The organism is Sedimenticola sp. (assembly GCF_050289425.1).
Taxonomy (GTDB): Bacteria; Pseudomonadota; Gammaproteobacteria; order Chromatiales; family Chromatiaceae; genus Sedimenticola.
The window spans coordinates 48,113-71,972 of sequence record NZ_JBNKFS010000023.1 but is presented as its reverse complement, the minus strand read 5'-3'; the positions used below and the strand labels follow the sequence as shown (position 1 = coordinate 71,972).

22 protein-coding genes are annotated in these 23,860 nt (G+C 56.6%); 13 read left to right on the top strand and 9 right to left on the bottom strand.

The annotated features are described in order from the left end of the window. From ACQY5R_RS15095 to ACQY5R_RS15085, 3 genes are all read right to left on the bottom strand, one after another. Positions 1-1,274, bottom strand: a 1,274-nt coding sequence (locus ACQY5R_RS15095) for a sigma-54-dependent transcriptional regulator (RefSeq protein ID WP_428609851.1), incomplete at its 3' end; no start/stop codon positions are given. Beyond that, positions 1,274-2,917, bottom strand: a complete 1,644-nt coding sequence (locus ACQY5R_RS15090) for a sensor histidine kinase (protein WP_428609850.1) — start codon at positions 2,915-2,917, stop codon at positions 1,274-1,276. The genes ACQY5R_RS15095 and ACQY5R_RS15090, both read right to left, overlap by 1 nt. A 45-nt stretch (positions 2,918-2,962) precedes the next feature. Continuing rightward, a complete protein-coding gene (locus ACQY5R_RS15085; protein ID WP_428609849.1) occupies positions 2,963-3,196 on the bottom strand; it encodes a PP0621 family protein in 234 nt (77 codons plus the stop codon). Positions 3,197-3,291: 95 nt separating this feature from the next. Here ACQY5R_RS15085 and sucC point away from each other — a divergent pair, with 95 nt between their 5' ends. From sucC to ACQY5R_RS15065, 4 genes are all read left to right on the top strand, one after another. Further along, positions 3,292-4,455 carry an ADP-forming succinate--CoA ligase subunit beta gene (gene sucC, locus ACQY5R_RS15080; protein WP_428609847.1) on the top strand — a complete coding sequence of 388 codons (1,164 nt, stop codon included), beginning with the start codon at positions 3,292-3,294 and terminating at the stop codon, positions 4,453-4,455. Between the two features lie 65 nt (positions 4,456-4,520). Beyond that, a complete protein-coding gene (gene sucD, locus ACQY5R_RS15075; RefSeq protein WP_428609845.1) occupies positions 4,521-5,390 on the top strand; it encodes a succinate--CoA ligase subunit alpha in 870 nt (289 codons plus the stop codon). 125 nt (positions 5,391-5,515) lie between these two features. Beyond that, a complete protein-coding gene (locus ACQY5R_RS15070) occupies positions 5,516-7,129 on the top strand; it encodes an NAD+ synthase (RefSeq protein WP_428609843.1) in 1,614 nt (537 codons plus the stop codon). 129 nt (positions 7,130-7,258) lie between these two features. Further along, positions 7,259-7,597, top strand: a complete 339-nt coding sequence (locus ACQY5R_RS15065) for a P-II family nitrogen regulator (RefSeq protein ID WP_428609842.1) — start codon at positions 7,259-7,261, stop codon at positions 7,595-7,597. A gap of 80 nt (positions 7,598-7,677) precedes the next feature. Here ACQY5R_RS15065 and ACQY5R_RS15060 read toward each other — a convergent pair whose 3' ends face one another. Beyond that, on the bottom strand, positions 7,678-8,511 hold the full coding sequence (locus tag ACQY5R_RS15060; protein ID WP_428609840.1) for an outer membrane protein assembly factor BamD: 834 nt from the start codon (positions 8,509-8,511) through the stop codon (positions 7,678-7,680). A 180-nt stretch (positions 8,512-8,691) separates the two neighbouring features. Here ACQY5R_RS15060 and rluD point away from each other — a divergent pair, with 180 nt between their 5' ends. The 7 genes from rluD (at position 8,692) to clpB (ending at position 15,591) form a co-directional block, all read left to right on the top strand. Further along, positions 8,692-9,651 carry a 23S rRNA pseudouridine(1911/1915/1917) synthase RluD gene (gene rluD / locus ACQY5R_RS15055; RefSeq protein ID WP_428609839.1) on the top strand — a complete coding sequence of 320 codons (960 nt, stop codon included), beginning with the start codon at positions 8,692-8,694 and terminating at the stop codon, positions 9,649-9,651. Next, on the top strand, positions 9,644-10,387 hold the full coding sequence (gene pgeF / locus ACQY5R_RS15050) for a peptidoglycan editing factor PgeF (protein WP_428609837.1): 744 nt from the start codon (positions 9,644-9,646) through the stop codon (positions 10,385-10,387). The genes rluD and pgeF overlap by 8 nt, the downstream gene beginning before the upstream one ends. Before the next feature lie 153 nt (positions 10,388-10,540). After that, positions 10,541-11,047, top strand: coding sequence for a glycine cleavage system protein R (locus ACQY5R_RS15045; protein ID WP_428609835.1), 507 nt, complete (start codon positions 10,541-10,543; stop codon positions 11,045-11,047). A 2-nt stretch (positions 11,048-11,049) separates the two neighbouring features. Then, complete coding sequence (gene def, locus ACQY5R_RS15040) at positions 11,050-11,556, top strand: peptide deformylase (protein WP_428609834.1); 507 nt, start codon at positions 11,050-11,052, stop codon at positions 11,554-11,556. Positions 11,557-11,720: 164 nt separating this feature from the next. Then, positions 11,721-12,104, top strand: coding sequence for a GxxExxY protein (locus ACQY5R_RS15035; RefSeq protein ID WP_428609832.1), 384 nt, complete (start codon positions 11,721-11,723; stop codon positions 12,102-12,104). Positions 12,105-12,229: 125 nt separating this feature from the next. After that, positions 12,230-12,943 (top strand): lysophospholipid acyltransferase family protein, encoded by a 714-nt coding sequence (locus tag ACQY5R_RS15030; RefSeq protein WP_428609830.1) that lies wholly within the window; start codon positions 12,230-12,232, stop codon positions 12,941-12,943. Between the two features lie 71 nt (positions 12,944-13,014). Beyond that, positions 13,015-15,591 carry an ATP-dependent chaperone ClpB gene (gene clpB, locus ACQY5R_RS15025; RefSeq protein WP_428609828.1) on the top strand — a complete coding sequence of 859 codons (2,577 nt, stop codon included), beginning with the start codon at positions 13,015-13,017 and terminating at the stop codon, positions 15,589-15,591. Positions 15,592-15,769: 178 nt separating this feature from the next. Here the strand turns inward: clpB and ACQY5R_RS15020 are convergent, their stop codons facing one another. From ACQY5R_RS15020 to ACQY5R_RS15000, 5 genes are read right to left on the bottom strand one after another with little or no spacing between them, the layout of a single operon-like run. Further along, positions 15,770-16,270, bottom strand: a complete 501-nt coding sequence (locus ACQY5R_RS15020) for a hydrogenase maturation protease (protein ID WP_428609827.1) — start codon at positions 16,268-16,270, stop codon at positions 15,770-15,772. After that, entirely contained in the window at positions 16,267-17,772 is a 1,506-nt protein-coding gene (locus tag ACQY5R_RS15015; protein ID WP_428609825.1) for a Ni/Fe hydrogenase subunit alpha, read from the bottom strand. The genes ACQY5R_RS15020 and ACQY5R_RS15015 overlap by 4 nt, the downstream gene beginning before the upstream one ends. Further along, positions 17,765-18,304, bottom strand: coding sequence for an NADP oxidoreductase (locus ACQY5R_RS15010; protein ID WP_428609823.1), 540 nt, complete (start codon positions 18,302-18,304; stop codon positions 17,765-17,767). Before ACQY5R_RS15010 ends, ACQY5R_RS15015 begins: the two co-directional genes overlap by 8 nt. After that, entirely contained in the window at positions 18,294-19,019 is a 726-nt protein-coding gene (locus tag ACQY5R_RS15005; RefSeq protein ID WP_428609822.1) for a 2Fe-2S iron-sulfur cluster-binding protein, read from the bottom strand. The genes ACQY5R_RS15010 and ACQY5R_RS15005 overlap by 11 nt, the downstream gene beginning before the upstream one ends. Further along, complete coding sequence (locus tag ACQY5R_RS15000) at positions 19,016-20,812, bottom strand: NAD(P)H-dependent oxidoreductase subunit E (RefSeq protein WP_428609821.1); 1,797 nt, start codon at positions 20,810-20,812, stop codon at positions 19,016-19,018. The genes ACQY5R_RS15005 and ACQY5R_RS15000 overlap by 4 nt, the downstream gene beginning before the upstream one ends. Before the next feature lie 167 nt (positions 20,813-20,979). On the opposite strand from ACQY5R_RS15000, the gene ACQY5R_RS14995 reads away from it, so the two are divergent. Further along, complete coding sequence (locus ACQY5R_RS14995; protein WP_428609819.1) at positions 20,980-23,367, top strand: protein kinase domain-containing protein; 2,388 nt, start codon at positions 20,980-20,982, stop codon at positions 23,365-23,367. A gap of 48 nt (positions 23,368-23,415) precedes the next feature. Next, positions 23,416-23,823 carry a hypothetical protein gene (locus tag ACQY5R_RS14990; RefSeq protein ID WP_428609817.1) on the top strand — a complete coding sequence of 136 codons (408 nt, stop codon included), beginning with the start codon at positions 23,416-23,418 and terminating at the stop codon, positions 23,821-23,823. Positions 23,824-23,860 lie beyond the last annotated feature (37 nt).

Here is a 23,860-nt window from a genome sequence, read left to right as displayed (position 1 = left end):
TTCCAGTGGGTTTGCTCGAGTGCTTTTTTGATTAGATCGCGCTCCACTTGTTCCAAATGTTCATCCAAAGGTAATTCTGAGCTGATGCTGTCTACATTAATGGCCATGTTTGTTACTTCGGTGGGAAGTAGCAGGTCTTCTAGCGTGATAGTTTTATCCTCGCAGAGAGCCACTGCTCGCTCGAGGATATTTTCCAATTCCCGGATATTGCCTGGGAAACTGTAGTTTTTTAGGGCCTCCAATGCTTCCGGATCCAGCCTGGGCTTTTCAGAGTTGGGGTTAGAGGCGATGCGGTTCAATACCATTTCTGCCAGCAAGGCTATGTCGTCTTTGCGTTCTCTCAAGGGTGGAATGGCGAGCCCGATCACATTAATCCGGTAGAACAGATCCTGCCGAAAGTCACCACTCTCCACCAGCGCTGCCAGGTCTTTGTGGGTGGCACTGGTAATGCGAACGTCGACCGGTATCTCTTTCTGGGCTCCGATCGGTCTTATCGATTTTTCTTGAATTGCCCGTAATAATTTGACTTGCATATTGAGTGGCAGATCGGCTACTTCATCGAGAAACAGGGTGCCGCCATCTGCCGCCTGAAACAGGCCTTGCTTGTCGCTGATGGCACCGGTAAAGCTTCCCTTCATGTGACCAAAAAATTCACTCTCCATCAGTTCTTGTGGGATGGCGCCGCAGTTGACGGCGATGAAGTTGTGCTCGGCGCGCGGGCTCTGCTGATGGATGAGTCGTGCGGCCAGTTCCTTACCGGTACCCGATTCGCCACTGATGAAAACTGGGGCCTGACTGCGGGCCAGCTTGCGGATTAGGGTTCGTATCTGCTCGGCGGCGGGCGATTTTCCCAGCAGTTCGGACTTGCCGTTACTCTCCGTCTGTTTGCTTTTTGTCGAAGTGGGTCGCTCCAGTTTAAGGGCGGTTGTGACAAGATTGCGTAGCACGCCCAAGTCAACCGGTTTGGAGACAAAATCAAAGGCACCGGCCTTGAGTGCCTGGACGGCCGAATCCATATTGCCGTGGGCGGTGATCACCGCCACCGGTAGCTCCGGATAATCCTGGTTGATGGTTTCGACCAGCTCAATTCCGTTGCCGTCAGGCAGGCGCATGTCGGTCAGGCAGAGATCGAAGCGCTCAGATGCCAAAAATCTTTTAGCCGCCTGCAGATCTTCCGCTGCCCGGGAGTCGATATTCATGCGCCCCAAAGTGATCTCCAGGAGCTCTCGAATATCGGGTTCGTCGTCAACGATGAGTGCCAGTGGATTGCTCATTATCTTACCGGTTGGTTACCCCTGCCAGGGAAGGTGATGCGGAAACAACTGCCACCCGTCGGTAGCGGAATATAATCCAATCCTAGACGATTGGCATCACAAAGCTCCTTGGCAATATAAAGTCCCAGGCCGGTGCCGGCATTTTTTGTCGTGAAGAAGGGCTCGAACATCTGTTTGACGTGTTCGAGGGAGATTCCCGGGCCGTTGTCGATAATATCCACAAAGGGGCCGCCTGACTCCCGGGTGATGCCGCCATTTATCTGTATGCTCAACGCTTCAGGCTCCCTGTCGAAGTGTTTGATGGAGTTTTCACACAGGATAACAAAAACCTGGCGAAATTGGCTTGGGTCGGTTCGAACAAGTGTGCTACCCGGCTCTATTTGCAGTTTTAATACACCGTCAGGCAAATTCAGCGTGCGCGCCAGTTCTCCGACAAACTGCTCCAACCAGGGTTTGAGCAAGAACTCCTTGGGTAGCGAGCGACCGCGCCGCGAAAGCTGCAGGATATTTTCGATAATCTCGTTCACCCGCCGGGTGTTGGTGCTGATGATGTCGATCAGTCGCCGGTCTGCCTGAGGGATATCGGGCGACTCTTTGAGTAGTTGCTCGGCATGGCCAATGGCACCTAGCGGGTTGCGGATCTCGTGGGCGATACTGGCAGTCAGCCTGCCCAGCGAGGCCAACTTCATCTGTTGTGCCTGTTGCGTAACGGTCGCTGTATCCTCAAGAAATATGACGGCGCCGCCTTTGTTCTGCTCCCCCAGTAAGGAAAACCCGGCGGTCAGCTCTCTTCCACCGGAGGTTGGGCGGAAGGGCTCAGGAGGAATGTGTTGCTCGGGGTCCCACTCCGAGAGCTGTACAGCCAATTTGTGGCACGCTTGCTCCAGTGGGCTGCCGGTAGACACCTCAGGCATGCCCAGGAGATACCAGGCCGATTCATTGATCAGGCGGATGGTGCTCTTGGTGTCGACCACAATAATGCCGGTAAGCATGTGTTGAATAACGTAATCATTCAACTGCTCCATGTTGGCGAGATCCAATTGTCGCTGGCTGGATAACGCCTCACTGGTTTTCAGCTGGCGTGCCATGACATGGGCGAGGATGGCTATAGCAAAGAACAGTGTGCCGAGCAGGCCGGCCTGGGTATACGCGGTGGTCTCAAAGGTCTGATTCAGATGGGCATAAACCTGTTCTGAAAGTATAAAGATGGATGCCAGTGCCGCGAGGAGGCTTGCATAACCGCCACGGGTGATCAGACTGCCGGCGGCGATGGAGACAGCCAGTAACATCCCCATGCCGGAGGTGATGCCTCCACTGGCATGCATCAGCAGGGTGATGGCGCAGATATCGACAAACACCATCAGGAAGGTTTGCTGATTCAGCGATAAGGGGCGGGCGGCGTAGAGCAGCAATCCGCTGGCAAGCACCAAACCGATATAGATGATGACGCCAAGGGTAAAGAGGGTGTGGTCGGTATGGCCCAGCAGCGAAGGGCCGACTTTGCTGAAATACAAGATCCCCAGGAGCGAAGCCAGTATCAGTCGGTAGTAAAAGAACAGGCGCAGCGCCTGTTCAGACGCTTTAGTAGCTAACTGGCTGCTTTCCAGCTCCAAGTGCGGCTGTTTGGGGGCAGTAGGGATCATGAATTACGTTGTTTACGTATAGAGAATAAAGGCGGCTTCATACGGCTAATGGTCATGGTTTTGTTGAGTCAGGTGCTCCTTCGAGCAGAAAAAATCACTATTGTTTTTGAGTGCTTCGGACTCGGGTAAATAAGTGCCACAAAATTTGCACTGAACCATGTTATCTGCAATTTTATTTTGTCTGTTGACATCGTTTTTTTCGCGGCGTCTGATATAGCGCCGTACAGAAATATACAGTACCCAAAGGGTGAGAAGAATTAGTAGTAGTCTTATGCCCATAATCTGAATTAATTAGGGTATTTCCTAGTTTTGCTTATTTTGTCGATTTCGACCAGAATAGCACTCTTTTTTTATCACGTTGACCGGTTGCGAGAATGAATCTACACGAGTATCAATCAAAACAGTTGTTTGCGAAACAGGGTATCCCTGTTCCGGAGGGCACGCCAGTTACCTCCGTCAAAGAGGCGCGTCGTGCAGCGGAAGCCCTGGGTGGTGGTCGCTGGGTGGTCAAGGCACAGGTCCACGCGGGTGGACGTGGCAAGGTCGGCGGTGTGGTGTTGGTGGATAGCCTGGAAAAAGTGGAAGCCGAAGCGCAGCGTCTGCTAGGCAGTATGTTGGTGACCAAGCAGACGGGCGAGCCCGGTCTGCCGATCAACACCCTGTTGGTTGAAACTATCACCGATATCGAGCGCGAACTCTACCTGAGCGCATTGGTGGATCGTGATTCCAAGAAGGTTCTCTTCATGGCGTCCCAGGCGGGCGGTATGAATATCGAAGAGGTGGCGGAAGAGACCCCGGAACAGATTCACATCGTTCGTGTCGACCCGGCGGCCGGTCTGCAGGCCTACCAGTGCCGTAAATTGGCGTTTGCCCTGGCGCTCGAAGGGACCCAGATCCGTGAATTCCAGAAGTTCATGTTTGCGCTTTACAAGCTGTTCATCGAGAGCGATGCCAGCTTGGTGGAGATCAACCCGCTGGTGGTGACCAAGGCCGGCAACCTGATTGCCTTGGACGCCAAGATCAATCTCGACAGCAACGCCCTTTATCGTCAGCCGGCCCTGCTGGCCATGCGCGATATCAGCCAGGAAGATGAGCGCGAAGCCAAGGCGGCCGAGCACGATCTCAACTACATCACCCTGGACGGCAATATCGGCTGTATGGTGAATGGCGCCGGTCTGGCCATGGCGACTATGGACCTGGTTCAGCTCAAGGGTGGTTCGCCGGCCAACTTCCTGGATGTAGGCGGCGGCACCACCGCAGAGCGCGTGGCGGAAGCGTTCAAGCTGATCCTGTCGGATGAAAAGGTACAGGCGGTACTGGTCAATATCTTTGGTGGTATTGTCCGTTGCGACCTGATTGCCGAGGGCATTATCGAAGCGGTCAAAGAGGTGGATGTGAAAGTTCCGGTGGTGGTGCGGCTTGAAGGCACCAAGGCACCCGAGGGGTTGGAACTGCTGGCCAACAGTGGCCTGGCTATCACCACCGCTGCCGATCTTTCAGAAGGCGCAGAGAAAGTTGTCGCTGCTGCCAAGGGCTGATTGTTTGAACCGTTCAGGCGTCCGGTAGGCGCTGAAACGGTTCCACCAGAAACAGGAAATGAATTGTGAGTATCCTCATCGATAAAGACACCCGAGTCATCTGCCAGGGCTTCACTGGCAAGCAGGGCACCTTCCACACCGAGCAGGCAATCGCCTATGGCACCAATATGGTGGGCGGTGTAACCCCTGGAAAGGGCGGCCAGAAACATCTGGATCTGCCGGTTTTTGATACGGTGCATGACGCTGTCGACGCCACCGGCGCCGATGCCACTATGATCTACGTGCCAGCGGCTTTTGCGGCTGATGCCATTTTGGAAGCGGCCGATGCCGGCATTAAGGTGATCGCTTGTATTACCGAAGGCATTCCCGTCCTGGATATGCTGAAGGTCAAGGCGGCCTTGGCCAATTACGACTGCCGTCTGATTGGCCCCAACTGTCCCGGTATCATCACCCCGGGCGCCTGTAAAATAGGCATTATGCCCGGAATGATCCACCAGCCCGGCAAGATCGGCATTGTCTCCCGTTCCGGCACCCTGACCTATGAGGCGGTGTTCCAGACCACCACTACCGGACTGGGGCAGAGCACCTGCGTCGGTATCGGCGGTGATCCGATCCACGGCATGAATTTCATCGATTGCCTGAAGCTGTTCCAGGAAGACCCCCAGACCGAAGGTATCGTCATGGTGGGCGAGATCGGCGGTACCGCGGAAGAGGATGCGGCTGCCTTCATCAAAGCCAATGTGACCAAGCCGGTCGTGGGCTATATTGCCGGCGTGACCGCACCTCCGGGTAAGCGTATGGGGCATGCCGGTGCCATCGTCAGTGGTGGGAAAGGTACCGCAGACAGTAAGTTTGCCGCCCTGGAGGCGGCGGGCGTGGCGACGGTGCGTTCCCCCTCTGAGATTGGCGCCAAGATGCTGGAGCTGATGAGCTGATAGCGCCAAGATTCCCGAAATTGGGTATCATAAGCCGCCCCGGTCGTTAGGCCGGTGGCGGTTTCTTCGTTTAGAGGGCTGGCAGGTCCTCGGCATAGCAAAAATACCTATTGGTGGGTAATTCATTGAGCCTGAAAATTTCCCTAGCACAAATCGACTTGATGGTGGGTGACATCAAGGGCAATGCGGAGCGTGTTCTGGAGGCGATGCGTGTCGCCCGTGATCAGCAGCAGGCTGACGCCGTGGTATTTCCGGAGTTGACCCTTACCGGTTACCCGCCGGAAGATTTGCTACTGCGTCCGGAACTGATCGCCCGGGTGGAGAACGAGTTGGCGCGTCTATGCCGCGCCTGTTCCGGGATAGACGTGATCCTGGGTTATCCCAAATGTCGGGACGGTAAGCTGTACAATGCGGCCGGAGTCATACGGGAGGGGGCAATCATCGCCGAGTATTTCAAATCCCTGCTACCCAATTACAGTGTTTTCGATGAAAAACGTTACTTTGAGTCTGGCGACCAGGCCTGTGTGTTTGAGATGCAAGGGGTGCCGGTCGGTATCACCATCTGTGAAGATATCTGGTACAAGACGCCGGCGGCGGCGGCGGCTGAAGCGGGCGCCCGGATCTTGCTCAATCTGAATGCCTCCCCCTTCCACTCTGGCAAGGCACCGGAGCGGGAGACCCTGTTACAAAAACGGGCGCAGGAGACCGCGCTGTCCATCGTCTACCTCAACCTGGTGGGCGGTCAGGATGAGCTGGTGTTTGACGGTGGTTCGTTTGTGGTTAATCCGGAAGGTGCCATCACGCAACGGGCGGCTTTTTTCCGGGAAGATCAGGCATTGGTGGAGTTTGCTGAACAGGATGGAAAAATATCTCCTGTTCCGGCCTCCATTACACCCCTGCTTTCGGAGGAAGAGGCGGTTTATGCCGCACTGGTCAATGGTGTCAGGGACTATGTCCACAAAAATGGCTTCAAAGGTGCGGTGCTGGGCCTTTCCGGCGGTATCGACTCCGCGTTGACCCTGGCGATCGCGGTCGATGCCCTGGGGGCTGATCAGGTGGAGGTGGTGTTGATGCCCTCCCGCTATACCGCGGATATGAGCAACGAGGATGCGGTGCAGGAAGCCGATATTCTTGGGGTAAAGCACCAGACAATTCCGATCGAACCGGCCTTCAACGCCTTTCTCGGTATGCTGGAGCAGACCTTTGCCGGTACCAAGCGGGATACTACCGAAGAGAATATTCAGGCCCGCTGCCGGGGCGTTATTTTGATGGCTATCAGTAATAAGACCGGTCGGATTCTGTTGACCACGGGTAACAAGAGCGAAATGTCCGTGGGTTATGCAACGCTGTACGGAGACATGGCCGGTGGGTTTGCGCCGATCAAGGATGTGCCGAAATTGCTGGTCTATCGGTTGGCCGAGTACCGGAACCGGATTTCGGCTGTCATCCCGCGCCGGGTAATCGAACGTCCCCCCTCCGCTGAGTTGGCACCGGATCAGAAGGATTCCGACTCATTGCCACCCTATGAGATACTGGATCCTGTCCTGGCCATGTATATTGAGCAGGATAAGGGCGTCAATGAGATCGTGGCGGCCGGTTTCGATGAAGCGGATGTGCGGCGCGTGGTGCGACTGGTTGACCGTAATGAGTACAAACGCCGGCAGGCGCCGCCGGGGGTCAAGATCAGTCAACGTGCATTTGGTCGGGATAGGCGTTATCCCCTGACCAACGGATTCTGAATCCGCCGTCATGGCGTAGGAGCAAAATGCTGATTATTGCCGAAGACTCCATTTCCGGTAATATGAGCATCCAATAAACAGTAAATACACCGCCGGTAGCGGTAAGGTGACAACAGGAGCCTAGTTGCAATGAAAAAAGTCGACGCGATTATTAAGCCTTTTAAACTGGATGATGTGCGGGAAGCCTTGTCTGCAGTCGGTATTACGGGTATGACCGCCAGTGAAGTAAAGGGGTTCGGTCGGCAGAAAGGCCATACGGAGCTGTACCGCGGCGCGGAGTATGTGGTGGATTTCCTTCCCAAAGTAAAGATCGAGGTGGTGATTAACGAAAATCAGTTGGATGACTGTATCGAGGCGATCACCAATGCGGCCAAGACCGGCAAGATCGGTGACGGTAAAATTTTCGTTACCTCGGTAGAGAAAGTGGTGCGCATCCGTACCGGCGAGCAAGATGAGACGGCGATCTGATCGACACAAATAGACAAAATAAAAGGGGCGCATTTTGCGCCCCTTTTATTTTACGTTTATAGCAGAAATGGTAAGCAGGATCAGTTCGTGTCCAGCTCCAGGTAGTCCCAGACCGCCTTGCCGAGCGACTTCTCCTCTTTATACTCGGTATCGGGCACTTCCAGTGCGCCGTTTTGCAGATTCAGCGCCAATACCCGCTGGGCATCCGATGAAAGTGCTTCCAGCCCCAGCTTGTCATAAGCCTGGACCATGATCTCCAGGGCATCTTTGACAGCGGGTGTGCGCTGATATTTCTCGACCACCGTCACGCAGCGGTTGGCGGCCGCCAAATAGGCGCCACGTCGCATGTAGTAACGGGCGACGTGCACTTCATGGCTGGCCAGATTGTTACGCAGGTAGAACATGCGCTTGCGGGCGTCTTCCGAGTATTGGCTCTCTGGAAAGCGGCGCACCAGCTCGGCAAAGTCATTGAATGAATCGATGGTCGACCCCGGGTCACGTTGTGAAGTATCGGTGGGGATGAAACGGGTGATGAAGCTCAGATTGCGATTGAAATTGACAATGCCCTTGAGGTAATAGGCGTAATCCACATGGGGGTCGCGGGGGTGTAGACGAATGAAGCGATCAGCCGCTGCGATGGCGGATTCGTGATTGCCGTCCTTATAGTAGGCGTAGGCAACATCCAGTTGGGCCTGCATGGCGTAGCGGCCAAAGGGGTAGCGGGACTCCAATCCCTCGAAGTATTTAATGGCCGTCTCATAGTCGCCATCCGACATGGCGAAGCTGGCCTCGGAATAAAATTTCTGGGCGCTCCAGCCGAGGGTCTCGTCCTTCTCCTTGGGCAGCAGGGAGCAACCCGAGAGCGTAAACAGCGACAGGATGAGTACAGCGGTGAAAATGCGTTGTTTAGCCATGTGTGATCGTAACTGAAAGATGATTCGAACGAAAAAGTATACCCGAAAGGTGTCTGTGGGGCGATCTTGGCAGGTAACTATCGGGATCTGCACGCGAGGTGAGGGATAGCCGGCTCGAATGCGTTAAACTCCACCTTTTCGGCCCATCCAGGGTGGTTATGTTGATTGGGAGCGGCGGTTTTGTCTGAACGAGTAGAACATCTTACTGCAAGGGTTGGGGTTGAACTGGCCGGTAAAAGGCTGGATCAAGCCCTGGCTCAGCTGTTCCCGGATTACTCCCGCAGCCGGCTGCAACAATGGGTAAAGGCGGGCTTGGTCACCCTGGATGGAGTGGTATGCCGGCCGCGGGATAAGGTATTGGGTGGCGAATGGGTGGAACTGGAGGCCCACTTGGAAGATCAGGTGGAGTGTAAACCACAGGCCATCGATCTGGATATCGTCTATGAGGACGAGGCCCTCATCTTGATCAACAAGCCGGCCGGCTTGGTAGTCCATCCGGCCGCCGGCAATCCCGACGGCACCTTGCAGAATGCTTTGCTGCATCATGACCCTGAACTGATCCAATTGCCGCGGGCCGGCATCATCCATCGTCTCGACAAGGAGACGACCGGATTGCTGGTAATTGCCCGCACACCGGCGGCGCATAAAGCCTTGGTGGAACAATTGCAGGCCCGGGAATTCGATCGGGAGTATCGGGCGGTAGCAATCGGAGTGATGACGGCAGGCGGGTCGGTGGATGAGCCGATTGGTCGTCACCCCACCCAGCGAACCAAGATGGCCGTCCACCATGCCGGCAAGGAGGCGGTGACCCACTATCGGGTGCTCGAGCGCTTCCGTGCACATACCTATCTGAAGGTTAAACTGGAGACCGGCCGGACGCATCAGATAAGGGTTCATATGGCCCATCTGCGTTATCCGCTGGTGGGCGATCCGGTCTATGCCGGGCGGCTGCGGCAGCCGGCGGGGGCCACGGAGCTGTTGCGCGAAACGTTGCACCGCTTCCGCCGCCAGGCTCTGCATGCTATCAAGCTGGGCTTGGCCCACCCGGAATCGGGAGAGTGGATGGAGTGGGAGTCGCCGCTACCGGACGATATGCAGCAGTTGTTGACGGCCCTGCGTGAGGATCTGCAGCATGGTTGAGGCGGCACCGGTGTTCCTCGTGCCCGAATGGCCGGCTCCCGCTGCCATACATGCCGTGATATCGACCCGGATCGGCGGGGTGAGTACTACCCCTTATGACAGCCTGAACCTGGGCGATCATGTGGGGGATGATCCGGCGGCCGTGGCTGAAAACCGGCGGCGGTTGACACGCGCGGCCCGGCTACCCGCCGATCCGGTCTGGCTCAATCAGGTGCACGGCACCCGCGTGCTGGATGGTGAAGGGCCGGTTCAGAATCGAGAAGCGGATGCGGCGATAACCAGTCGCCCGGGGCAGGTGTGCGCGGTGATGACGGCGGATTGCCTGCCGGTTTTGCTGTGTAACCGGGCGGGTAATCGGGTCGCCGTGGCCCATGCCGGTTGGCGCGGATTGGCCGACGGCGTCATTGAGTCGACACTGGCTAAGTTTTCCGATCCAGCCGACCGGTTGTTGGCGTGGCTGGGGCCGGCGATCGGTCCGGACGCGTTCGAGGTGGGACCGGAGGTGAGGGAACGCTTTATCCAAGCTGATCCGGAGGCCGACAGGGCGTTTCGTCCCGGTCGACCGGGGCACTGGTTGGCGGATATCTACCAGTTGGCGCGACGGCGCCTGCAGCAGGCGGGTGTCGGTTTTATTGGTGGCGGGGATTACTGTACAGTAACCGACAGCAAGCGTTTTTATTCCTACCGCCGGGACGGGGCGACGGGGCGCATGGCATCGCTGATCTGGATCGAGTGAAACCGAACCCGGCGTGATGTTAATCCAGGGTACGTAGGGGCAGGCCCCGTGTCTGTTCGGGAACGGAACCGTCACAATGAGACGGGCAACCACAAGGAATTGCCCTTGAGAAATTATTATACAAGGTCCGTTTAACCGCGGGAGAAACGAGAGATGAGTGACTGGAAAATGCTGACGCTGGTCGGTGCCGATCAGCCGGGGATTGTCGGGCGGGTGACCTCTGCCCTGTATCGTGCCGGCTGGAACCTGGGTGAAGCGTCCATGATTCGCCTGGGCGGAAACTTTACCATCATGATGATGGTAACCGGAGAAGGAGAGGTGGAAGCGGTGTTGCAGCCGGTGGCCGATGAATTGTCACTGCATATGCATGTGGATGATATTGCCGGTTCCCTGCACCAGCACGTGGTCCCCAATATCCAGGTGCGGGTGGCTGGCGCCGACCGGGCCGGCATCGTGGCCCAGGTGACGGAGGTGTTGGCACAACACGGGTGCAACATTCTGGAACTGGAATCGGATGTGGCCGGATCGAGTGAGCGACCGGTTTATATCATGCATATCCAGGGTTATGCCGAGCTGCCACTGGAGTCGCTGGAAGCGGCATTGGATAACCTGGGTGATATCGATGTCAACGTATCCCCCATCGAGACGCTGATTGGATAACGATGGCTGTTCTGGAAATTTTAAAAATACCCGATGAGCGACTGAAGCAGGTATCTGAGCCGGTTGAGCAATTCGATGATGAACTGCGTGCCTTTATCGATGATCTGGAGCAGACGCGCCGCGATGGTCCCGCTGCCGTGGGTATCGCCGCGCCACAGGTGGGTCGGTTTCAACGGGTGGTTATCGTCGATGTCTCCAATACCCGCAAACCGGTACCGAACCACGGATACATGATCCTGGTGAATCCGGAAATCACCCACTGGGACGGATTTGAAATGGGGCGTGAGGGGTGTCTTTCGGTGCCGGATTATACCGGTAACGTGATTCGTGCCACCCATATCAAGATCCGCGCCCAGGATCCCTGGGGCAAACCGCTGGAGTATGAGATGGAGGGGTACGAGGCCCGCGCGGTACAGCACGAACTGGATCATCTCGACGGCATGCTGTTTATCGACCGAGTGGTGAGCCGCCGTACCGATCTGTTCCAGCGCAAGGTTTACCAGAAGTGAGGCAATTATAGGGGCTGGATGAAATCCAAGGCCTCGCGCGCGCTGAACAACTAGCTCAAGAGGGGGACTGATTCTACGTCAAACACGAAAACCCAGGGAGATCATGCGACCTATGCGATGTAGCTCTCGCAAAGACGCAAAGAACGCAAAGGGAAAGGCGGATTATGACGGAAAACGAAATCGGAAAGAGGATCGTCGACGGTGCGGTTCGGATACACCGTGAATTAGGTCCTGGATTACTGGAGACGGTATACGAGATAAGTCTTGCGCATGAGCTTCGTCAACGTGGCTTACTGGTTAAACGGCAAGTTCCGATTGCCATCGAGTATCGGGGGACTCGTTTCGATGAGGGCTTTCGAGCTGACCTTATCATAGAAGACAAGGTCATTGTGGAACTAAAATGCGTCGAAAAGCTCACGAATGCCCATAAAAAGCAATTGCTGACGTATCTCCGGCTGAGCGGTATTAAGCTGGGTTACCTAATGAATTTTAGCGAAACCCTGATGAAAGATGGAATCACTCGTACGGTAAATTGCCTCTCTGAGTGAGTCAGATAATAACTTGGCGTTCTTTGCGAGAGAAGTATTACTAAGATCAGTCCAGACATGGATATTCGAAAATACGATGAGTTTGCCAAGAAATTCTTATTCCCATCAATTGTGGGAGGGTAAGCGTGTCGTCCACGGCTGTTGTCGTCCCATCTTTGCTGATCATCCTGCTGTTGTGGCAGCTCTATCGATTATACCGGGCCTGTTGCCGGGCCAACCGGGTCGACTGGGGTCGCGGATGGATGAATCTGCTGGATGGTCTAAACCGATTGTTTTGTTACCGCTATCACCGTCTCAATCTCCTGGGGATTCGGTTGCCGAGAAGCGGTCCCGCGATTGTCGTGGCCAATCACGTATCGGGACTCGATCCCCTGTTATTACTCGCCTCATCCCGGCGACCACTGCGCTTTATCATCGCCCGTGAAGAGTATGAACGTTTCGGACTGAATTGGCTGTTCAGGGCGATCGGCTGCATCCCGGTGGATCGGCAAAAGCGACCGGAACAAGCGCTACGTGAAGCGCTACGTTGTCTCCGAAAGGGGGAGGTCGTGGCGCTGTTTCCCCATGGAAAGATCCACCTGGACAGTGATCCACCGCGGCGTATAAAGGCCGGTGCCATTCGCCTCTCCCAGATTACCGGCGCACCTGTGTTGCCCCACCGAATCAGCGGTATACGTGGCGCAGGGGGGGTGATCAGCGGCGTGTTGTTGCGCAGTCGGGCGCGGATCCGGGCTCACTCCCCGATCTACCCAGAAGAGTGGGGCAAGGATCAGCTGTACGGTTTGGTGCAAGGTATCCTGGATGGTGGCGATGACCGGGAGGCGGCTGTAGCAATCTGAATTTTCTGTTGAATTTCCATATCGGTCACCCCATCTGCTAAGTAACCTTAAAAAATACCGGAGTAATTTCCATGCGAATGGACAGACTGACAAGCAAGTTTCAGATGGCCCTGGCAGATGCCCAGAGTATGGCGGTGGGCCGCGATCACCAGTTCATTGAGCCGGTGCACATGATGGCCGCCCTGCTCGATCAGGAGGGGGGGACGGTACGCCACCTCCTGACCCAGGCGGATGTCAACGTCAACCAGGTGCGTTCGGGGCTGGGTGACATCCTGGACCGGTTGCCCAGTATCGAGGGGGCGGCCGGGGATATGCATATCTCCAATGACCTGGGGCGCATTCTCAATCAGTGCGACAAGCTGGCGCAGAAGCGCAAGGACCAGTACATCTCCAGCGAACTGTTTGTACTGGCCGCGCTGGATGACAAGGGCGAGTTGGGCGATCTGCTGCGCAAAGCGGGAGCCGCCAAGGAGCCGATTGAAAAAGTGATTGAGAGTCTGCGCGGCGGTCAGCAAGTGAATGATCCCAATGCGGAAGATCAACGTCAGGCGCTGGAGAAATACACCATTGATCTGACTGAGCGGGCGGAACAGGGCAAGTTGGACCCGGTGATTGGCCGGGACAGCGAGATTCGCCGCACCATTCAGGTACTGCAACGGCGTACCAAAAACAATCCGGTGCTGATCGGTGAACCCGGCGTGGGTAAGACCGCCATCGTGGAAGGGTTGGCCCAGCGTATCGTCAACGGTGAAGTGCCGGAGGGGCTGAAAAATAAGCGGTTGCTGTCGCTGGATATGGGTGCGCTGATCGCCGGCGCCAAGTTTCGCGGTGAATTCGAGGAGCGCCTGAAAGCCGTACTGAATGATCTCTCCAAGCAGGAAGGTCAAATTATCCTGTTTATCGATGAGCTGCACACCATGGTGGGTGCCGGTAAGGCGGAGGGCGCGATGGATGCCGGCAACATGTTGAAGCCAGCCCTGGCGCGGGGCGAGCTGCACTGTGTCGGTGCTACCACGCTGGATGAGTACCGGCAGTACCTGGAGAAGGATGCGGCGCTGGAGCGACGTTTCCAGAAGGTGCTGGTGGATGAGCCGACCGTCGAGGATACCATCGCCATCCTGCGTGGTCTGAAAGAGCGTTATGAATTGCACCACGGGGTGGATATCACCGATCCGGCCATTGTCGCCGCCGCCACCCTCTCCACCCGCTATATCACCGACCGCCAACTGCCGGACAAGGCTATTGACCTGATCGATGAGGCGGCTTCACAGATCCGCATGGAGATCGATTCCCTGCCGGAGGAGATGGACCGTCTGGAGCGGCGCCTGATCCAGCTCAAGATCGAGCGTGAGGCGTTGAAAAAGGAGTCGGACGAGGCTTCCAAGAAACGGTTGGCGCAGTTGGAATCGGAGATCGAAAAGTCCGATCGTGAATTTTCCGATCTGGATGAGATCTGGAAATCCGAGAAGGCTGCGCTGCAAGGTACCGCCCACATTAAGGAGGAGTTGGAGCGAGCTCGTCTGGATATGGAGACGGCACGGCGTGCCGGTGACCTGGGGCGTATGTCGGAGTTGCAGTATGGGCGTATCCCGGAACTGGAGAAGCAGTTGGATATGGCGTCCCAGGCTGAAATGCAGGAGATGAAACTGCTGCGCAACAAGGTGACTGAGGAAGAGATCGCCGATGTGATCTCTAAATGGACCGGGATCCCGGTCAGCAAGATGCTGGAAGGGGAACGGGAAAAGCTGTTGCGGTTGGAAGAGGAGTTGGGCAAGCGGGTGATCGGCCAGGCCGAGGGCATCGCCGCGGTTTCCAACGCCATTCGCCGTTCGCGTGCCGGTCTCTCCGACCCGCGTCAGCCGAACGGTTCGTTCCTGTTCCTGGGTCCGACCGGCGTGGGCAAGACCGAACTCTCCAAGACGCTGGCCGATTTCCTGTTCGACACCGAAGATGCCATGGTGCGGATCGATATGTCGGAATTCATGGAGAAACACTCGGTGGCCCGACTGATCGGCGCACCTCCCGGCTACGTGGGTTACGAAGAGGGCGGTTACCTGACCGAGGCGGTGCGCCGTAGGCCCTATTCGGTGATCCTGTTGGATGAAGTGGAGAAAGCCCATCCGGATGTGTTCAACGTGTTGCTACAAGTGCTGGATGACGGGCGCCTCACCGACGGTCAGGGACGTACGGTGGATTTCCGCAATACCGTGATTATTATGACCTCCAACCTCGGCTCGGACCTGATCCAGACCATGGCGGGAGAGGAGCGTTATGAAGATATGAAACGGGCGGTGATGGAGGTGGTCGGTCAGCATTTCCGGCCCGAGTTCATCAACCGGGTGGATGACATCGTGGTCTTCCATCCGTTGGGCCGCGAACAGATCCGCGCGATCACGGTGATCCAAGTCCGTTACCTGGAGAAACGCCTGGCGGATCACGATATGGGACTGCAACTCAGCGACGCCGCCCTGGATCGATTGGGCGAGGCCGGTTTCGATCCGGTGTATGGTGCCCGGCCATTGCAGCGGGCGATTCGCCAGCAGTTGGAAAACCCCCTGGCACAGGAGATCCTGGGGGGACGTTTCGGTCCCGGGGATACCATCCACGTGGATGTATCGGAACAGGGCTTGCGTTTCAGCAAGGGGTGATTGGTTGCCGGCATCAGGGCTGGGATTTGCAGGCGTACGCCAACCCTGATGAATCGTAGGGGCAACCCCCCGTGGTTGCCCGGATATTGGTATTTCGTTGGAAAAGGGCAGGCACAGAGGCCTGCCCCTGCGGTCGGTTAACATAAGAGAGGGCACGTCTTCTGTGCCCTACTCCCATCTACGGGTTGGCCACCCAATCCACCTTCGCGTCCCAGAACGCTACGTCTGGACGGTCCAGCAAAGCGCGGACAAAATCAACCGCCTGCTCCAGATGTCCGGCCGCCTGATGACTCAGGGGCGTGCCTAACTCAAAACGGTAGCCGGGGATGGCCAGCAGGTAGGCCGGGGGTGGCGTCACTTTGTAAACCTCGGTGTACACCGATAGCAGGGTGGCCGGGCTCAAGCTGTGGCTGCTGTAGCTGTGATCCCGCTGTGGTGTCAGGCGGGAGAATCCGAATGGTGCCGGCGCCGATACCGAGGCATCGACAAACAGCAATAGCTCCCGCTGCTGCAGATCGGTAACATGCTCGATCTGCAATTGGAAGTCGGTAATGGCTTCGTAGTGCTGTTGCAGGTCTTCCCTGTATTCGGTTAATAGATCCAGTAGGCAGGGCCCAATGGCATCGTCGCCCCGGGAGGGATTGCCGTAGCCGATCACCGCAACGACTGCCCGCTTCACCGGCTGAGTTCGCCCTGTGTGTTCTTGATCAAACGGTCGACGATATGCCCCTGCGCTGTCTGCAGCTCGATCACCAGCGGCATCTTGCCCAAGGCATGGGTGGCGCAGGAGAGACAGGGGTCGTAAGCGCGCACGGCCACCTCAATCTGGTTCAGCATGCCCTCGGTGATCTCCCGGCCGTTGAACAGATCTGCCGCCACCGTTCTTACCGACTCATTCATAGCCCGGTTGTTGTGGGTGGTGGAGACGATCAGGTTGGCGCGGGTGACCAGCCCGTCCGGGTTGATTTCATAGTCATGGATCAGGGTGCCGCGCGGCGCTTCGATGACGCCGATGCCACGGGGACGCATATCACCAGACTGCTTTAGTTCTTGGCCCAACAGGTCCGGGTCCGCCAGCAGTTGCTCAATCTTTTCCGCACAGTGCAGCAGTTCGATCATACGCGCCCAGTGGTAGGCCAGTGTGGATTGCACCAGCCCATCTGGTTCCAGGGCGCGGAATTCGACCCGGGCCTGCTCCGCCAGCGGTGTATCGATAAAATCGCAGGTGTTGATCCGGGCCAGTGGGCCGACCCGGTAGGCGCCGGTTTCCGGTCCTTGCGACTGCAGATAGGGAAACTTCATGTAGCTCCAGGATTTGACCTGTTCCCGTATATGCCGGTGATATTCCCGATAGTCGATATGATCCAACAGCGCTTGGCCGTCGCTGGACAGGGCGCGCAGACCTCCGTGGTAAAGTTCCAGGGCGCCGTCATCGCGGCACAGGCTCAGCATGGGGGTGTTGATTCGGGCGAATTGCCGATGCTGCTCGCGTGCCTCGAGAAACAGTCGCCGGGCCAGCTCCAGGGCGCCTTGCCCCCAGTCGATCATTTGGCGGATATCCTGCTGCAGATAGTCGCGCTCGTCGCTGTCGAGTGACTTATTGACCCCGCCTGGAATGGCGCAGGTACCGTGTATGCGTTTGCCGGCGGTGACGCGAATCACCTCCTGGCCAAATTTGCGCAGCAGTACCCCCTGCTTGGCCAGATCCGGATAGCGGCTGATCAGTCCGACCACATTGCGCTGGTACAAATCACTGTCGAAGCCGAACAGGAGATCCGGTGAAGAGAGGTGGAAGAAGTGCAGGGCGTGGGACTGCAGGATCTGTCCGTAATGCATCAGACGCCGTACTTTTTCGGCGGTGGGTGTCAAACGGTCCACGCCGGCCAACTGATCGATCGCCTTGCCGGCCGCCAGGTGGTGGCTCACCGGACAGATGCCGCACAGTCGCTGCACCAGGACCGGCAGTTCCCAATAGGGTCGGCCCTGGATGAATTTTTCGAAACCCCGGAACTCGACGATATGCAGGCGTGCCTGGCGGATCCGGTTATCGTCGTCCAGCAGCAGGGTCACCTTGCCGTGTCCCTCTACCCGGGTCAGGGGCTCAATGGCGATCCGTCGCAGGGTTTCCGGGTGTTCCGCCGTCTCCAGGCGGCGGATATCGATGGGGCTGTTGTCAGTCATAGTGTATCTGCCGATAGGCGAACTGGATCGGCTTACCGCAAAGCAGCTCATCCAGGAAGGTAAAGAGGGTATCTGCCGAGGGCGGGCAGCCGGGCAGGAAGTAATCGATCCAGACAACGTCGTGGATCGGGTGCACCTGGTTCAGTAGCAGCGGCAATTCCGGGTCGTTGGGGATCTGCGGGTCATCGATACCGCTACCGGCGAGATACGCTTCCTCCAGACACTCCGCCAGGGTGTACTGATTGCGCATCGCCGGTATCCCGCCGTTGATGGCGCAGGCACCGACTGCTACCAGGATATTGCAGTGTTGGCGGAACGCCTTCAGCACCTCGACATTTTCCGCGTTACAGACACCGCCTTCAATCAGGCCCACATCACATTGCCCGATATGCTTGATATCGGTCAGGGGGGTGCGATCCAACTCCACCTGTGCAACCAGGTCAATCAGCCGCTCATCGATATCCAGCAGCGACATGTGGCAGCCAAAGCAGCCGGCGAGAGAAGCGGTGGCAATCCTCACTTTATCGGTCATCGTCGTGCTCCAGGTGACTGGCCACGTCACCGACCTGGCTGATCGATTCCTGATCATAAAGCCGCTTGCCGATGGGAATGTTATAGCCCCGGTGTTTGGGCAGGATGGCCCCCACCGGGCAGACCCGGGCCGCCTTGTCACGGGCGCTGAAAGCGGAGTCTCCCAATTTACCGCTGGGTGAGTTGATCATCAGATGGGCCTGAATGCCGCGGCCGCCTATATTGAAAACCGACTTGTGATCAAACTCCCGGCTGGCCCGGACACAGAGTTCGCACAGGATACAGCGATTGAAGTCGATGATGGTCTCCGGATGGGAGGCGTCTACCGCGCGCTTGGGATAGAAGTGGACGAATTCAGGTGCCAGCATGCCGCAGTGATAAGCCACCGCCTGCAACTGGCAAGCCCCGCTTTTCTCGCAGGCGGGACAGACATGGTTACCCTCGACAAACAACAGTTTCAGCAGCAGGCGGCGTTGGGTAGTGATCTCATGGGTCTCGTTTTCCACCTGTATGCCTTCTGCTGCCGGTGTCGTGCAGGCCGCGACCGTACGCCCGTCAGCATTGACGCAACAGAGACGGCAACTGCCGTGCGGGTGAAACTCCGGGTTATGGCAGAGGTGGGGAATATAGATCTTTGCCGCCAGTGCGGCATCCATGATGCTCTGGCCCGTTTCAAAGGGAACCGTTACCCCGTCGATGGTGAATTTGCCGCTCATACGCCGCCTCCCTCCAGATGGGCGCCTGGGTCGTTGCGGCCGGTGAGGGTGCGCGCTTCCTCTAGTGACGCATCCAGATCGAAGGCCGGCTCAAAGCTGGTGGAGCGCAGGCGCGACTGGAAAATGCCGGGAAATTTCTCCAAACCATCCAGCACCGGATTGGCGGCGGTTTGACCCAGTCCGCAATGACTCGCCTGTTGCATCAGATTGCCGAGAATACCCAATTCATCCAAGTCTTTACGCGTAGCGTGGCCCACCATCACTTTACTCAACTGCTTGACCATCAAGGAGGTGCCGACCCGACAGGGGGTGCAGAAACCGCAGCTCTCATGGCTGAAAAATCGACTGAAGTTATCGATGGCATTGAGCAGTTCACGACTCTGATTGAAGATCATGAATGAACCGCCGGTGGAGAGGTCTTCGAAGCCAAGGGTACGGTTGAACTCAGTTGGCGGAATCAGTCGCCCGGCGGCCCCGCCAATCTGTACCGCCTGGGTATTTTGTGCCTGGCAGGCGGTGAGTATGTCGCTGATGGATGTGCCGAAGGGGAATTCGTAAATGCCGGGCTGTGCACAGTCGCCGGAAATGCTGAGCAGTTTCGTCCCCGGTGATTGTTCTGTGCCGACGGAGTGAAACCACTTTGCCCCCTGCTGGGCAATCATCGCGGCATTGGCCAGGGTCTCTACATTGTTCACCACGGTGGGCATGCCCCGGTAGCCCTCCGTGACCGGGAAGGGGGGGCGGTTGCGCGGGATACCCCGCTTGCCCTCCAGGGATTCGATCAGTGCCGACTCTTCGCCGCAGATGTAGGCGCCGGCTCCCAGGTGAATGGTTATATCGAAGTCGAAGCCGGCCTGGTCAAGAATATGGTCACCCAGCAGATGGTTGTGGCGCCGCTGTTGCAGGATCTGTTGCAGCGGTTCCAGCAGATAGCGGTATTCGGCACGAAGATAGAGGAAACCGCGGCGTGCGCCTATTACCGCGGCACACAGCGTCATGCCCTCAAACACCCGGTCGGCGTGGGTTTGTAGCAGATAGCGGTCTTTGAAAGTGCCCGGTTCCCCCTCGTCGGCATTGCAAACAACATAGTGTTCCGCGGCCTTGGCGGCGGCGCAGAAGCGCCATTTTTTCGCCGTGCTGAAGCCGGCACCGCCACAGCCGCGCAGACCGGCCTGTTCCAATCGGTCCAGAATAGTGTCGCGATCCGTTTGCAGGAAGGATTGAAGGGCGGCACCCGCCGTATAGGGCGTGTCGAGCACGATATCGCGTCGCTTTACTTCTGTACCGACCTGAAACAGTGCTGTCGGCCATTGATCGAGTGGTACTGCCTGTTCGATCAGCTCGGCCAACTGTTCGATGCGCTCGGCGCTTAAGCGGGTAACGGTTCGGCCATTGATCAGCGCGGCCGGTCCCTGATCGCCCATGCCGATGCAGGAGGTGAAACCCAGGCTGACCCGCTGGTCCGGACGTGTGCTGCCTATTTCCACCTGCAGTCGCCTGGAGAGAAGTTCCGCCAAGAGCCGGCTACCCTGCATCTGATCTGTGATATTGTCACTGAACAGGACGTCGAATTCACCACGCGGGGTGCGGTGTAGAAAACTGTAGAAATCGATGACGCCCAGGATAAATGCCTTGCTCAGTTTAAGTGATTCCGCCAGATGATCTATGGCATCATCCGGGATATAACGCAATGCCTGCTGCAGATCATTCAATATCTGCAACAGGTGGGCTGGATCAGATTCCCAGCGGGTGTTCATAAGCGGGTTTTTCTGTTGTGCATTGTCCTGTGCCATTATGGGGTCCATGGATTTCACTGATATGAAAGGACGGCAATCTCTTTAGCTCGGGTCACTATAGCTTATAGTGTGTTTATTCGAGATAAGATGACTAAAATCAGAAGAAATCATTTCGCTTGCCGTTAACTCATAGTACACAGTGTCGAGGAGTGTAAGTTCAGTCTATGCCACAGATAGGTCGGTTTGAAGTCAAGGAGAAGTTGGGCGCCGGGAGCCAGGGCTCGGTCTATCGATGTGTCGATTCCGAGTTACGTCGACCTGTAGCGATAAAATTATTTGACCGGGTGATGCCGGGTGCCTCGTCACAGGTGGATGGTCTGCTGAGCGAGGCGCGCACCATCAGCCAGATTCAACATCCCAATATTGTCTCAATTTTCGATGTGGGCAATGAACGTAAACGCCCCTATCTGGTGTTTGAGTTTGTCGAGGGAGAATTGCTCTCGGATCGTCTACGGCGCGGTACACTGAATTTGCACGAAGCGCTGGATATCATCACCGGGATTTTATCGGGGATCGATCAGGTGCATCGAAAGGGTATCGTGCATCGAGATCTCAAACCGGCCAATATCATTCTCAACAGTGATGGCACGCCAAAAGTGATGGATTTTGGTATTGCCCGTTTGCTTGATGGCGGGATCAAGCCGGATGTCGAGTTGACCGGCACGCCGCGTTACATGGCGCCCGAATATATCGGTCAGGGAAGAGTCAGCCCGCAGGCGGATGTGTTTGCCCTGGGCGCAATCCTGTTTGAGTTGCTGACCGGTAAACTGGCATTTGATTCACGGGATCAAGCGACACTGCTAAAGAGTATTCGGGATAAGGCGGTGGAAAACCCCTCCAGCTTCAATCCGGAGGTGAGTGAGCAGCTCGATGCCATTGTACAGAAGGCACTGGAGAAGGAGCCTAGTTCGCGATTTGCCGATGCCGGGGAGATGCTCTCGGCGATCGTCGAGTACCGGAAAAGTGTCGACGAACTGACTGGGCAGGCCAGTAAAGGCACGGTCGATTTTCTGCTTAGACGGATGCAGCACAAGAGCGATTTCCCGGTGCTCTCCGAATCTATCCGCACCCTGAATCGACTGACTGCCTCAGACGACAAGGGGATGGATCATCTGGCCAGTATCATCATCCGTGACTTTGCCCTGGCCAGCAAGATTCTCAAGGTGGTTAATTCCGCTTACTACAGCCGTTTTGCCGGCCGCATTGGCACCATTTCACGAGCTATCGTGGTGCTTGGTATTCAGACTATCCGCTCCATCGCCGCTTCACTGATATTTTTCGAACACCTGCATAACAAGACTCAGGCGGTGAAGCTGAAAAATGAGATTGCGGCGGCCATCTTCAGCGCCACCCTGGCGCGGCAGGCGGCCGAAGACGCGGATCTGGAACATGTGGAAGAGGGTTTCCTGTGCGGTATGTTGCACACCCTGGGCAAGATACTGGTCACCTATTATCTCAATGACGAAAGTGAAGAGATACAGCGCCTGGTGAAGGCGGAATCGGTGCCTCAGGAAAAAGCCGAGCGTCGGGTCCTGGGTATGACCTTCCAGGAGATGGGCGTGGCGATTGCCGAGCAATGGAATTTCCCCGCCACCATTACCCGCGGGATGGTGAAAGTTGATCCGGCCGCACCGGGGGATCTGAAGGATACCGATGTAAAGCTTCGACTGATCGCCAATTTCTCCAATGAAGCGACGCGGATCATTGGTGAATCGGAAGAGGGCAGCGAGCAACAGATCAAACAGCTACTCAAGCGTTTTCGCCGCGGACTGGCAATCAGTGAACGTCGCTTTGAAAATATGCTCGAAGAGGCGAGGCAAGAGTTTGTCGAGCTGAGTGGGAGCCTGACGGCCAAGTCCGCCAACGATCCGTTTATGCGCCGTCTTTCCCGTCCGTCCAATCCTGACACCTCGCATGTTACCAAGAAGGGCAAGACGCACGAAGAGGATATCACCACCACGCTGGCGCTGGAGCCCATGCGGGAGCCTCCGCAAGAGGCATCGGTCGGTGAGATTACGCCGGAGGACCCGGCCATCAATGCTGAAATTGTATTGACTGAAGGGTTGCAGGAAGTGACTGATATGTTGCTGGATGACAATACCAATATCATCCAGGTGTTCAACGTGGTGTTGGAGACGATCTATCGGGCGCTGGCTTTCAGTCGGGTGGTGCTTTGCCTACAGGACCGTGGCAATCATGAGATGAAGGCCAAGCTGGGGTTTGGTAGCGATATTGATACCTTCCTGCCCGGCTTCCATTTTTCCCGCCAATACAACGCGGATGTCTTTCATGCCGCGCTGAAAAACGGTGTCGATCTGGCGATATCCAATACCAGTGACCCGAAGATTAAGGATGACTTGCCGGCCTGGTATAAAAAGATATCCAGCGCCGGCTCGTTTCTTATCTTTCCGTTGGTCATTAAGCAGCGTCCGCTGGGCTTGATCTATGCTGATCATGCAAAACCGGAGGGTATTGTGTTGACGGCCAAACAGTTGAATCTGATCAAAACCTTGCGCAATCAGCTGATTCTTGCATTCCGCTCACGAATGTGAAAATGTTTCCGCTCAGGAGTATTGGCTAGGAATCAGGTTGTATCCTCTATGCTGGAATATATCTTTTTTGACGAACGTCCTTGGCAGCAATTCATTGCGTTTCTGCAACAGAAGGGGCTGCAGCCTCAATCTGCCCAGGAAGACCAGGGCTTTATGGTGCGGCTGCCGGACGACACCGACGATAGCCTGATGGATGCTATCGAAGCCTATTACGACGAGATGCTGGATATGAACGAGGCGTTGTTTGTGGAACAGGCCGATGCCGCCGACCACGTACATGCCGCCGGCGTCAGCGTCAATCTAAGCGACGGTCGCTCGGTGCAGGCGCTGGTGGATCCGGCCCTGCTGAACCGGATTCTCGACGTACTCAGTACGGATGAACTGGGGCAGTTCATTAACTCCATCGTGGATGCTGTGGAGCACCCCGACGAACGTTCCGTCTGTCGCAGGCTGTAGGTCGCATCGCTGAAATAGGGCGCGGGGTGTCCGGTTT